Origin of the sequence: Nocardia nepalensis (assembly GCF_048910785.1) — a bacterium.
Classification (GTDB): domain Bacteria; phylum Actinomycetota; class Actinomycetes; order Mycobacteriales; family Mycobacteriaceae; genus Nocardia; species Nocardia nepalensis.
Window position 1 is genome coordinate 765,351 of sequence record NZ_JBKBET010000031.1, and the last position, 12,881, is coordinate 778,231.

The 12,881-nt window shown below is 65.2% G+C and carries 9 protein-coding genes and 2 pseudogenes; 3 read left to right on the top strand and 8 right to left on the bottom strand.

From position 1 onward, the window contains the following. Nucleotides 1-3: 3 nt before the first annotated feature. Complete coding sequence (locus ACHQ4I_RS28355) at nt 4-801, top strand: hypothetical protein (RefSeq protein WP_420774900.1); 798 nt, start codon at nt 4-6, stop codon at nt 799-801. A gap of 66 nt (nt 802-867) precedes the next feature. After that, a complete protein-coding gene (locus ACHQ4I_RS28360) occupies nt 868-4,146 on the top strand; it encodes a protein kinase domain-containing protein (protein WP_420774901.1) in 3,279 nt (1,092 codons plus the stop codon). A gap of 25 nt (nt 4,147-4,171) precedes the next feature. Here the strand turns inward: ACHQ4I_RS28360 and ACHQ4I_RS28365 are convergent, their stop codons facing one another. The 4 genes and pseudogenes from ACHQ4I_RS28365 to ACHQ4I_RS28380 all read right to left on the bottom strand — a co-directional run. Further along, nucleotides 4,172-5,167, bottom strand: coding sequence for a lytic transglycosylase domain-containing protein (locus ACHQ4I_RS28365; protein WP_420774902.1), 996 nt, complete (start codon nt 5,165-5,167; stop codon nt 4,172-4,174). A gap of 270 nt (nt 5,168-5,437) precedes the next feature. Beyond that, nucleotides 5,438-6,582, bottom strand: a pseudogene (locus ACHQ4I_RS28370) (acyl-CoA dehydrogenase family protein). A gap of 2 nt (nt 6,583-6,584) precedes the next feature. Then, nucleotides 6,585-7,145 (bottom strand): hypothetical protein, encoded by a 561-nt coding sequence (locus ACHQ4I_RS28375; RefSeq protein ID WP_420774903.1) that lies wholly within the window; start codon nt 7,143-7,145, stop codon nt 6,585-6,587. A 26-nt stretch (nt 7,146-7,171) separates the two neighbouring features. Then, a pseudogene (locus ACHQ4I_RS28380) lies at nt 7,172-7,933 on the bottom strand (thiolase family protein); the annotation flags it as partial. A 29-nt stretch (nt 7,934-7,962) separates the two neighbouring features. On the opposite strand from ACHQ4I_RS28380, the gene ACHQ4I_RS28385 reads away from it, so the two are divergent. Beyond that, nucleotides 7,963-8,409, top strand: coding sequence for a hypothetical protein (locus ACHQ4I_RS28385; RefSeq protein WP_420774904.1), 447 nt, complete (start codon nt 7,963-7,965; stop codon nt 8,407-8,409). Here ACHQ4I_RS28385 and ACHQ4I_RS28390 read toward each other — a convergent pair. The 4 genes from ACHQ4I_RS28390 to ACHQ4I_RS28405 all read right to left on the bottom strand — a co-directional run bounded on the left by ACHQ4I_RS28390 (nt 8,387) and on the right by ACHQ4I_RS28405 (nt 12,811). Next, entirely contained in the window at nt 8,387-9,769 is a 1,383-nt protein-coding gene (locus ACHQ4I_RS28390) for a cytochrome P450 (protein WP_420774905.1), read from the bottom strand. The two genes, ACHQ4I_RS28385 and ACHQ4I_RS28390, sit on opposite strands and share 23 nt — an antisense overlap. A gap of 26 nt (nt 9,770-9,795) precedes the next feature. Then, nucleotides 9,796-10,680 carry a hypothetical protein gene (locus ACHQ4I_RS28395; RefSeq protein ID WP_420774906.1) on the bottom strand — a complete coding sequence of 295 codons (885 nt, stop codon included), beginning with the start codon at nt 10,678-10,680 and terminating at the stop codon, nt 9,796-9,798. Nucleotides 10,681-10,769: 89 nt separating this feature from the next. Further along, on the bottom strand, nt 10,770-11,399 hold the full coding sequence (locus tag ACHQ4I_RS28400; RefSeq protein ID WP_420774907.1) for a TetR/AcrR family transcriptional regulator: 630 nt from the start codon (nt 11,397-11,399) through the stop codon (nt 10,770-10,772). Beyond that, nucleotides 11,396-12,811, bottom strand: coding sequence for an FAD-dependent oxidoreductase (locus ACHQ4I_RS28405; RefSeq protein WP_420774968.1), 1,416 nt, complete (start codon nt 12,809-12,811; stop codon nt 11,396-11,398). Before ACHQ4I_RS28405 ends, ACHQ4I_RS28400 begins: the two co-directional genes overlap by 4 nt. Between the last annotated feature and the right edge of the window lie 70 nt (nt 12,812-12,881).

A 12,881-nucleotide genomic window follows, 5' to 3' on the forward strand; every position in this document is an offset into this window, starting at 1 on the left:
ACAATGACGCAAACGCTGGCCTACTCCGGCTTCCTCGACCTGCCCGCTCCCCTGCACGGCAGTGCCACGGTGTTCTGGATCTTCACCGCCGCGACCATCGTGATGGTCGTGGCATCGGTCGTCATCGCGACCCTCGAGACGTATCGGATGCGATCGGTGCTGCCGCTGGTGGTGCTTCTCAGCGCCACGTTGTGGCTGCCGAACGAACCGTTCATCGACACCATCCTGGGGTTCCAGTACGCGGCGGACTCCCCGGCCATAATCTTCACCGTCGCCGGGCGTGTCATCCCGCTCAGCGCGCTCGGAATCGGCGCGATGTTCTTCCTGTTCCCGTGGTTCATCTACCGGATGACGATCGCGGGCGTGACGATGCGCAAAATCGTGGGGATCTGTCTGGTCGCCGGGATTATCGACTGGGTGCTGGAATGGATGGCCATTCATTGGAAGGTGTTCGAGTACTACGGTGACAACCCGTCCCGAATCCTGGGGCTGCCATTCACCAGCATGGTCCAGAACTGCTTCGTCTACAGCCTCATGGCGGCGGCGATCCTGTTCGCCGCTCCACATCTGAAGGGCTGGAAGGCGGTGTTGTTCATCCCTGTGATTCCGGGTTGCTACTTCGGCGGCGCTGCCCTGTGCACGTGGCCCGCGTATCTGGCTCTGCATGCCGAATTCCCGGCGCCGGTGTTCCTGCCGCTGGCCTTGATCGCCGCCGCGATGAACGTCTACATCCCCCTGGCACTACTGAAGATCGCCGACGACTACAACGGCTGGGTCACAGGACGGGCTGCCGCGCAGTGAGCCGGGCCGGGCTGTTGACGGTCGTATCCTGGAACCACGAACAGACACTCTGTCGAGGACTATCGATTGCGGACCGTCAGCGATCCGGCCGGGACCGAGCGGAACTCCATGGCCGGAATCGAAGCGGAACTGGACGCCGAGGGATTCGAAGGCGCGCAGGTGATCGGTCGCGGCGGTTTCGGCACCGTGTACCGGTGTCTAGAGCGCGCCTTGGACCGGCGGGTAGCCGTGAAGGTGCTCAGGTCCGACACCGGGCCCGGCGATCTGGACCGGTTTCTGCGCGAACAGCGCGCGCTGGGGGCGCTGTCAGGGCATCCGAACATCGTGACGGTGCTACACGCCGACATCACCGTTACCGGTCGGCCGTACCTGGCAATGCCCTATCACCCCCGCGGTTCCCTGGCCCAGATCCTGAGCACCCGCGGCCCACTCACGCTCGCGGACACGTTGCGGCTGGGCGTGCAACTGGCCGGGGCACTCGAAACCGCACATCGCAACGGGATCCTGCATCGCGATGTCAAACCCGCCAACGTACTGATCAGCGACTACGGTGAAGCGCAGCTGTGTGACTTCGGAATCGCCCATGCCGCGGGCGGATTCGAGACCGGCACCGGCGAGATCACCGGCTCCCCGGCATTCACCGCACCCGAGGTGCTGTCCGGGCGCGCCTCGACTGTGCGATCGGACATCTACAGCCTGGGCGCCACCCTGTTCACCCTCCTCACCGGCCACGCGGCCTTCGAACGGCTCGAAGGAGAGGATGTGGTGGCCCAGTTCATCCGCATCGGGCGGGCGGGCGCACCCTCGATGTCCGAGATCCCGCCCGAAGCCGCACCGGTAATTGCCTCGGCCATGGCAACGCGACCGCAGGATCGGCCGGCCTCGGCACACGAGTTCGGAACGTCCCTGCGCAAGCTCCAGCACCGCCTCGGGCTGCCCATCGCCGACATGGGTCTGGCCGCGGACGCCCCTAGGTCGAGCCCAGCGCAGCGCAACGCCTCGCCGCCCGCCCCTACCACCCGCTTCCGACCACCACGCCCGTCCGACGCGTTGGTTCGCCGCCCCCGGCTGATCGAATCGGCGGAACTACCCGCCCGCAAACGGCTCACCCTCATCTGCGCGCCTGCCGGGTTCGGAAAGACCAGCGCCGCCACACAGCTGGCACAGCAGTTACAACAGAACGGCGCGCACGTCGCGTGGCTGGCGGCCGATGTCGACGACGACAATCCCGTCACCTTCTGCACCCACATCCTGGCAGCATTGAACCGAGCCGAGCCCGGGCTGGGCGCCGGATTGCAGCCCGTGCTCGAAGAAGCCGGGACCGGCGCCGAGCGATACGTGCTCGGCTGCCTGATCAATGAGATCCACGAACGCGCAGGGCAACTGGCCCTCGTGGTTGAGGACTGGCATCTCGTCACCGGCGAGGCGACCCACGCAGCATTGCGCTTCATGCTCGACAAGGGATGTCACCACCTTCAGTGGATCCTCACCAGCCGGACCACATCCGGACTGCCGCTCGGTACGCTGCGCGTACGTGGCGAACTGGCCGAGATCGACTCCACCGCACTGCGTTTCAGTGCCGAGGAGGCCCACTCGCTGCTGTCTCGATACCACCGGTCCGATATCGGGACCGAGGAGGCTGTGCGCATCACCGCGGCCACCGAGGGCTGGGCGGCGGGGCTGCAATTGGCCGCGCTGTCGCTACAGCACGGTACCGACCCGGCCATATTGCTCACCGAGATCTCGGGCCGCCACCACGCGGTCGGCGAGTTCCTGACCGAGAACGTCCTCGACACACTCGATCCGGCGCTGGTCGACTTCATGATGGCGACCTCGATCACCCGTCAGATCTGCGCCGATCTCGCCAATGCCCTCACCACGGGAGACCGCGGGCAGGCGGTGCTCGAGACCATCGAGGAGCGCAATCTGTTCTTGCGCCGGATCGACGAGGAAGGCACCTGGTTCCGCTACTACCGGCTCTTCGCGGACTTCCTGCGGCAGCGCCTGGAACGCGATCAGCCCCAGCGCCTTCCGGACCTGCACCGGGCGGCGACACGGTGGTTCGCCTCGCACGGCATGATCAGCGAAGCCGTCGGTCACGCCCTGCACGCGAAGGATCACGATCTGGCGATGGATCTGGCCGAGAACGCCGGGATCGAACTGATGGAGCAGGGACAGATGGCGCGGGTGCTGGCCCTCGTCGACACGATTCCCGCCGACGCCGCTGCCACCCGGCCGGGATTGCAGTTGATGACCGCATTAGCGAACCTCACCCTGCGGAAGACCTCAGCGGCTCGCGCCGCGCTCGATCGCCTGCGTGCGATGACGGAGCTGTCCGACGGCACCGCTGCGGACGCCGCGAGATTGCGTGCGCACTGCGAGCTGCTCGACGCGATCACCGCCATGATGGCCGATCGCGTCGTAGACGACGAACTGCTCACGGCCGTACCGGATGAGGCCGCCCCGCTCGAGCCCTGGTACCCGGCGGGCGTCGCGGTCGTCTCCGCGTTCGCGGCCTTGGCCCGCTGCGACTACGTGGCGGCCCGGACCTGCCGGGAACGCGCCGCTGCCTACCTCGAGAATGCGACGGGACCCTTCACCGAGACCTACGCCTACTGCCTCAGCGGCATTGCCGCCCACGAGCAGTTGGACATCGATGCCGCCGAGTACTACCTGCGCAAGGCGTACCAGGTCGCAACCCGGGGCCGTTCTTCTCCAGGTATGGCCGCTCGCCTGGCCGGCGCCCTGCTCGGCGAATTGCTCTACGAGCGTGACGAACTCGATGCCGCCGAGCAGCTCCTCGACCAAGCTTTGGACCCCACGCCGACCGCGGGAACAGTCGACTTCTTCATCGCGATCTATGTCGCCGGCGCGAAAGTCAAAGCCGCACGCCACGATCTGGCCGCGGCCGATGCCCGTTTGGCGGCGGGGATGAGCCTGGCCGAGCAGCAGTCGTTGCCGCGCCTGGCCGCGAGCATTGTCGGCGAACGCCTTCGGCTCGGGATCACGGGTCGGCCGACGGAAGCCGTCGAAGAACCCTCCAACGCAACGCCGCTCCTGCGCGATCTCCACCGCACCAACACCATCCGCTACACCCTCGGCAATGCTCCTGGCCCGATACCCCTCGAGGAGGCCCGGTCCCTGGTCGAAACGCTGGCCGCACGCGGACGCGCCCGGGCCCTGATCACGGCAGAAGCGTTGCTGGCTCGATGTCTCTGGGATTCCGGTCAGCGCGACACCGCGATAAGGGAACTGGCGCCGACGGCGACCCGATGCCGCGAGCTGGGTCTCCTGCGAGTCCTCCGCGACGAGGGCGCGGAACCCATATTGGCAACAATGAACTGATCCATGCCGCCGCGACCCGGGACGGCTACCCCGCGGTGTTCGCCGCACCCACAGGCGGTGCCGGGCAGAAGATCCCGCACGGTATGGGCGGAAGACCGGGGATCTCGATCATCGGCTGCGAAGGTTGAGGCGGAATCGTCGCCGGGACGGGCGGATCGACGACCGGGTCGGAACCATCGGTCTTCGGGGTAGCCGGTTCGACGGGTTCGCGTGGTGTAGTTGGGGATTCCGTCGGTGTCGCCCCGCCGGATGCCTCCGCCGGCGCGCCCAGGCCCGGGTCGGGTTCGACGTTCACATGTACGGGCGGATCGCCACCGCCGCGGTAGGCAGCCGCCCAGCCCAGCACGTTGGACGCATACGCCGCCGAATGGTTGTACCGCAGGACGGCCTGCTCCTGCTGGTTCGGGTCGCGCAAGTCAAGACCCCCCACACAGAGATACTTCCCAGCCGCCAGCGCCGCGTCGAACAGATTGTTCGGGTTCGCGTCGCCGTCACCGTCACCATCGGCGGCGTACGCGCTCCAGGTGCTCGGCAGGAACTGCATGGGCCCGATCGCCCGGACGTATCCTCCCGAGCCACTCGCGATGACCTCGTTGCCCGGCAACGAACCGTCCAACACGGGGCCGAGAATTGGGCTCAGGGTCGTCCCGTGTACATCGGTGCTGCCGCCATTGGCGTGGCCCGATTCGATGCGACCGATCCCGGCCAACAGGCTCCAGGACAGACCACACCCCGGATCTGACCGAGCGATCATGCGCTCGGCATTCCGATAGGCCGCCATGGCGATCGCCGGAATCCCGGGGACGCTGGGCTGCACCTCGGTGGAGCCAGCGGCGGGTGCGGCCCCGGCACTGTCCGCCGCCCACGCGGGTGGCGATGCCGCCACGGCGGTGCCAGACAGGATCATCCCCGCGATCGCGAGGAGCGGAAGGGTTGCCGGACGCAGCGTCACCATGATTCGAGCCTTTCTGCGGGATCGCCGAGCTGACTCCTTGATCAGATCGATTGGTAGCAGCTCCACATAACGCAATCTAACAGTCATAGCAGATATCTACAATAGATTGCGTAGTCTCAATCGCTATCTATAACGCATACGAGCATTGGTCTGCCTGTCGAGGACATCATCGCGCAGTCAGGAAAATGCGAGCGGCTCCCAGCCGGGAGCGGGTTAAGGCCGGGAGCCGCTCGCTGCCGATGTGGACCGGCAGGACAGGCGATTGCACTGGGACCACCCCAAGCCGGGTCCACATCGTCAGATTCGGAGGGCGGGCCATGCCTGCGGGGTATGCCGTTACAACGAACGGGCGATCAGGTCCTTCATGACCTCGTTGGCACCCGCCAGGATGCGAAGCACCCTGGCGTCGGTGTAGAGCTGCGAGATCGGATACTCGGTCATGTAGCCGTAGCCGCCGAACAACTGCACACAGCGATCCACCACCGTGCCGAGCTTGTCGGTGAGCCAATACTTGGCCATGGCCGCGGTGGGGACATCCAGCTCACCGCGAATGCTCTTGGCGATGCAGTCATCGAGGAACGTCCGGCTCACGGTGGCAATGGCCGCGCACTCGGCGAGTTCGAACCTGGAGTTCTGCATCGCGAACAGCGGCTTACCGAAAGCCTCACGGCCCTTGGTGTATTCGACGATAAGCCGGACCGCGCGTTCCATCATGGCGACCGCCATGACGGCGCAGACCAGCCGCTCCTGGGCCAGAAGCCGCATCATCTGATAGAACCCTGCCCCTCGACTCCGCCGAGCAGGTTCGCGGCGGGGACGCGCAGGCCGTCGAAGAACAGCTCTGCGGTGTCCTGACCCTTGCCGCCGATCTTGGACAGGATGCGGCCGCGAGTGAAACCCGTTGTGTCATCGGATACTTCGGCGAAGATCAGCGAGACACCCGCAGCGCCCTGGGTCGGATCGGTCTTAGCGGCGATGATGATACCGTCGCACAGCCAGCCGTTGGTGATGAAGATCTTCGAGCCGGTGATGACGTACTCGTCACCGTCACGCACCGCGCGTGTCTTGATGTTCTGCAAATCCGACCCGGTGCCCGGCTCGGTCATGCCGACCGACAACAGCATCTCGCCGCTGACGACCTTCGGCAGCACCCGGCGCTCGAGTTCGTCCGAGCCGAACTCGACGAGGTAGGGCGCAATGATCGAAGAGTGGATCGGCATGCCGAGCGCGGAATCACCCGTGTAGCACTGCTCCTCGATAATCGCCGCCTCGTGCGCGAAAGTCCCTCCGCCACCGCCGAATTCCTCGGGCACCGCGGCACCGAGCAGGCCGCGTTCACCGGCCCTCCGGTACAGGTCGCGATCCGGATGTCCCTGTGCAACGAACCGTTCGGTGTGTGGAATGACCTCCTTCTCGAAGAAGGACCGGGCCAGAGCTCGCACGGCTTCGACTTCGTCGTCGTTCCACGCTGCTCGGGTCATCATCACAGCTCCTTCGCACCCGCGTAGGCTGCGCCGGTTGCGGCGTCGGCTCGCAGCGATTCCGGGACCTCGAACCGGTCGCCGTAACGGCCGCGCAGTTCGTCGGCGCGCGCCACGAATCCGGCCGGGCCACCCGCGTATTGATTGATGTACTGGATCACGCCGCCGGTCCAGGCCGGGAACCCGATGCCGAAGATGGAACCGATATTGGCGTCGGGCACGGTGCGCAACACGCCTTCCTCGAAGCAGCGCACGGTGTCGAGGGCTTCTGCGAAGAGCATGCGTTCCTGCATATCCGCGAAGGGGATACCGTGGTCGTCACGGGTGTACTTCTCCACCAACCCGGACCACAGGCCGACCTTGTTGCCCTGGTCGTCGTATTCGTAGAAGCCGCGACCCTCGAGGCGGCCCGGGCGATCGAATTCCTCGACCATGGCGTCGACGAGCGGGTAGGCGTTGGAGTCGACCCAGCGGCGGCCCTCGGCGAGGAAGTTCTCCCGCATGCTGCGCCGAATCTTCTGCCCCAGCTTCAAGAGCTCCCAGGCAATCATGTTCTTGCTCATATGTTTTCCTCTGTATCCCTGGTCACTCAGACGCGCTCGATGATGGTGGCGATGCCCATGCCGCCGCCGACGCACAGGGTCATCAGTGCGCGCGCGGCCCCGCGGCGTTCGAGTTCGTCGACCATGGTTCCGGTGATCATCGCCCCGGTCGCGCCCAGCGGGTGGCCCATGGCGATGGCGCCGCCGTTGACGTTGATCTTCTCGTCCGGGTCGAAACCACCCTGCTCACCCATGAGCGCGAAGGAGGGACGCAGGCCTCCCAGACTCTCGACAGTGGTTTCCGGGCGCATGAACTCGTCGTGGTCGAGGATCACCGAACCATTGATGTCCTTCACTGGCACAATGGATTTGGCGAAGTAGCCGCCCGACCACGCGGCCGCGGCACGCTGCTGCGAGCGCACGGCATACGCGTCGACGTCCTCGCGCGAGAAGCCCTCGATGGTGGCGATCAGGTCCGCCGACACACCCTGCGGAATGAAGTGGGTGCGGTAATTGGTGGCCGGGTCCAGGGCCCACCCGCCACCGTCGGACCCCAGCGCCAGTCGCGACATCGACTCGACGCCACCGGCGAGCACCAGCTGGTCCCAGCCGGACCTCACCTTCTGCGCCGCGGTGTTCACCGCTTCGAGGCCCGAAGCGCAGAACCGGTTGAGCTGCACGCCCGCCACAGTGTCGGGTAGGCCGGCCGCCAACGCCGCGGCCTTGGCGATGTCGCCGCCCTGATCACCGACGGGCGAGACCACGCCGAGGACGATGTCGTCGATGATCCGCGGATCCAGTTCGGGATTACCGGGGAAAGCTCGACCTCTACCTGGCAGTGCTGGAGCTGTATCTGGACCGGCTGGTGAGCGATATTCGCCAGGCGCTGTTCTCCACCACGGACATCCGAGAGCAGACGTACGCGGCGGTGTGGGCGTACTTCGATTTCATCGATCGAGACCCCGACGGCTTCCGCCTGGTTTTCGAGTCGGAACTGCCCGAGGTGCCCTGTGTGCGCCGCCGAACCGACCGGGCCATCGACGACTGCGTCGCCATCATCGCCGGCTTCCTCGTCCGAAATTCCGGCATGAACCCCCGCCGCGCCCGCATGCTGGCCATCGGCCTGACCGGAATCGGATCCTCCTCGGCGCGTTACTGGCTCGACGCGGACCGCCCGATCCCGATGGATCAGGCGGTCGCGACGACAGCCGGGATGTGCTGGGGCGGCCTGTCGCAGGTCCCGCTACCCCACATCGATGCGCTCAGCCGCGCTTGGTCAGTTTGACCGGCAGGCCGCCCTTCATTTCCACGGCCATCCGGTACTTGGGTCGAAGCTCGTGGCGTGGGTCCACCTCGATGTGATAGCGCGCGAAAGCGGCTGCAAGCGTGTGGATTCCCTCCATGTAGGCCATGTGCATGCCCAGGCACAGACGTGATCCACGGCCGAACCCGATGAAGGCGTCGCGTCGGACCGAGCGGTCCAGCCAGCGCTCGGGACGGTAGCTGCCGGGGTCGTTCCAGTAGCGCTCGTCGCGGTGGATCGAGATGTTCGAGCTGACCACCGTCGTGCCCGCCGTGATGCGGTAGCCGTCGATCACGTCGTCCTGGACCGCGACCTTCGGGTTGATGATCAGGCCGCCTTGGAGGCGTTGCGCTTCGTCGAAGCAGGCGCGCGCGTAGGCAAGATTCATGGATTCGCCGGGTGAAAGGTCCGCGCCACCGATCCCCAGCTCCTCGAGCAGTCGACGCTCCGCCTCGGGATGGGTGGCGATCTGTCCGAAGGCCCACGTCAGTGCCGCGGAGGTGGTGTCGTAGCCACCGATGACCAGTCCCACCATCTCCGAGAGAATCTTGCTGTCCTCGAGCGGTTGGCCGTCGTCATAGGTGGCATTGATCAGCACGTTGAGGATGTCGTCGCGCTCGATCGGCGCGGCGCGGCGCTCGGCGATCAGGTCGGTGAGGAACAGATCGAGTTCGCGTTGCGCGACGATGCCGCGGTGTTCCCACAGCCGCGGATACGAGCGGGGCGCCGACCACATGAGGGTGCGCGCGGTGGTGGCGGCCATGATGCCGGCCAGCCGGTCGATGACCCAGAGCAGACGCGCTTCGGTCAGGCGACGAGAGAACAGCGCGTTGAACAGCACCGCGGTCGTCAGCACCTTCATGCGGCGCTGAAGATCGAAGGTTTCGCCGCTGTTCGCGTACCGCTCCCAGTGGTCCAGCTGGTCCGAGATCGCGTCTGCGAACAGGGATTCCAGTCCCAGCAGCGACTTCTTGGTGAGGTGCGGTTTGAGCAGCGCGCGGCCGCGGGCCCAGTCGCTTTCGTCGAAGGCGAAGAACCTGAACTTGTGTTCGACCGGGTTCATCTGCGCGGCAACCCAATCCGAGCGCCGGTAGTTTTCGGCGTTGGCCACGGCAACACGATTGATGTTCTCGAGCGACCCGAGCAGGACGATCTTCGCTCCGGGTATCGGCAGGGAGACGACGTCGCCGTATTTCTTGGTGATTTCCCCGGGGTAGAGGTAAGGGTCGCGCAGGAAGCCTCGCCACACTTCCAGCGCCTCCCGGCCACGGGGACCGGGCGGAAGCGGCGCGGTAGCCGGATCGATACCGCTCCCGGCTCGGTCAACACTGGTTGTATCCATCGAAATATCCTCTCTCACAATTCATTTCAAGCATTTTCGGGAACGGAATGCCGTCCCGCGACCGCTTCGGGGGACCGCTGCGCGCGCTCACGCAGTTCGCGCAGCGCAGGAATCTGGAGCAGCATGTAGGTCGCGGCCAGTGACGTCACACAGACGACGATTCCCGCGAGCCAGGTGATCGGCCACGGCGCCGAGGACTGCACCGCCTGGTAGGCCGGCCAGCTCACACCGACGATGTAGCCGATGGTGACCGCAGGGATGAACAGGATGATCCAGAGCAGGTTCGCGCCGCGCAGATACCGAACGCAGAAGTAGACGACGATGCCGTACACCGGCAGCAGCGTCGTGTTCTGGACGATGGAGTAGAGCGGGATGCCGAGAATTCGGGTGGGGTTGTCGCCGTAATAGGTGATGATCCCGAAGTGGTGCAACGCCATCTCGACAACGATCTCCGGAATGCCGACATAAACGGCTGACAGCATGATGATGTCGCGTAGGGATCTGCCCTCGGCGATGTAGCGGTAGGCGTAGTACCCGCCCATGGCGACATACGGCATGGTCCCGATGAGAATGAACGCGGGCATCGACCTGCCCATGATCGTGTAGTGGAACCACGGAATATCCGCGGCGTACACGATTGCGCCCGTGGCGTCGCCCAGCGGCTCGATATTGGCGGCGAGCACCCCGGCCACTACCAGGACCAGCGGCAGCGCTTCACGTTCGCGGACCAACTTCCACGACGCCCAGCCCACCGCCGCAGCCGCACCGACGTAGAGCAGCACAGTCACGACCCACGCGACGGTCTGGTCAGCATGTGGATCAGCAGGGAGTGGAATCTGCCCCTGCCCGGGCATCTGCACGGGCGGGTCGGCCAGGAACAACATCGCGGAGTTACTAATGTTACTTCTCATGCTCTATTAGTAACATTCTGTGAGCATGACAACAAGAGCCGAACGGGATTCAAGTCACACCTGTCGGGTCGGGACGTCAGGTCGGGAAATCAGCGCGGAAGAACGCGAGCGACAACCTTACGGACGAAGATCCGCTGCTCATCCTCGGACTGGCCGGGGACCAGCAAGAGCGAGACGACCAGCCGCATGAAGACGTCGCCGACGAAATCAGCTTCGTCCGCGTCCAGCGGATCCTCGAGGTGACCGTCTTGCAGCAGGCGCGAAATCAGGCTCGCACCCCATGCCTGACCTGCGAATTCCGTTCCGCGCCACAGGTCAACGACCGCCGTCGGCTCGACCTGGGCCAGACGCTGCGCGATCGGATTTCCTTGGGCGGCGGAAACCAACTGCCAGACAACAGTTTCCGCCCGTTCGAGCCGATTGTGCGCCGAATCGGCCGCATTCGCGACCGCGTCCAGCACCTTCCGCAGCTCGTAGGTGTACGTCGCCAGTAGCAGTTGTTCACGACTACCGAATCGCCGGAAGACCGTCATCCGGGTATACCCGGCACGTTCTGCAACCTCGTCGATGGTGAGGTTGCGCTCGCCATTAGCGCTGATCACGGCCGCCGCCGCGGTAAGAATGGCTCTATCGGTGCGACTCTCGGGCACCTTGATCGCACCGCCGTCGGCGGCGGGCAGGAAGGCCTCGAGGACGGTGCGGGTCTCTGCCGACATCATGGTTCGATACTGACACGCCGATCGCTCGTCTCATCGAACGACCGGCTGACAGCGACCATCACCTCACGCTCGACGACCTTGATCCGCTCCCGTCCCTCATGGGCACCAAGATCCCTTTCATAGGCATCGAGGAGATACCAGCCCGGCCAGGTCGTGAAGGGAACACCACGGCGCTCGAGGAAGTCGACGATCGCCCGCGGCTCCGGATCGGCGGGCGGCGCGAAACCCCCGGCGTCGGCGAGCAACGACGCGATCGTCTCGCTCGCATCGCTTTTGGTGTGGCCGATAAGCCCGATCGGTCCACGTTTGATCCAACCCGTGACGTACGTGGCAGGCAGATACCTGACGCCGGGTTCATCGGCCTCGGCATCAGCGATGACGCGACCCGCCTCACTTGGGATTACACCCGCCCGCCCGTCGAAGGGCAGCCCCACGATCGGCGCGGACCGGTAGCCGATCGCCCGGTACACCGCCTGCACCCTCCAATCGACCCGGCTGTCAACGGAAGTCGCATCGCCGGCGGCGCCCGGCAACGTGCGCTCGGTACGCAGTCCAGCGACCCGGCCGTTGCCGTCGTCCAAGATCTCGACCGGGTCCTGGAAGAAGTGGAGGAACAGTTTGCACGGCCGATCGCCGGGGGTACGCGATGCCCACTGCTCGAGGGTATTGCAGATGAGCTGCACCGACTTGGAGTTCTGCCGCAGAGCTCGCGCCTGCTCGTCGTAGACCAGGTCACCTGGATCGACGATGACCTCGATATTCGGCGAGTGATCCAGCTCCCGCAGCTCGAGCGGGGTGAACTTGGCATACGCGGGTCCGCGCCGACCGAAGACATGGACCTCGACCGCCCGGTTCACTCGCAACCCGTCGTAGACGTTGGGCGGGATTTCCGTGGGCAACAGTTCGTCGGCAGATTTCGCCAGAATCCGGGCGACATCGAGTGCGACATTCCCGACACCGAGAACCGCGACCTGTTTCGCCGCCAGCGGCCACGTGCGAGGCACATCGGGATGCCCGTCGTACCAGGAGACGAAATCGGCTGCCCCGTACGACCCTTCGAGCTCGATTCCCGGGATGCCCAGCACCCGATCGGCATTCGCGCCACTGGCGAACACCACGGCATCGTAGAAGCCGCGCAGCTCTTCGACCGTGATGTCAACACCGACGTCGACGTTGCCCAGCAGCCTGATCTGCGGTTTGTCCAAAATCTTGTGCAGGGAGGCAACGATCGCCTTGATCCGCGGATGATCTGGTGCGACCCCGTAGCGCAACAGACCGAACGGTGCCGGCATGCGCTCGAAGAGATCGATCGCAACCTCGACACCCGATTTCATGAGGGCATCAGCCGCGTAGATGCCGGCGGGGCCGGTGCCGACGATGGCCACACGCAACGGACGGAGCGCCATATTCATGTGTTCCCCTTCCAGAATGTTACTAGTCATACTATATTAGTAACATTAGTACCATCCACCTTCGGGAAAG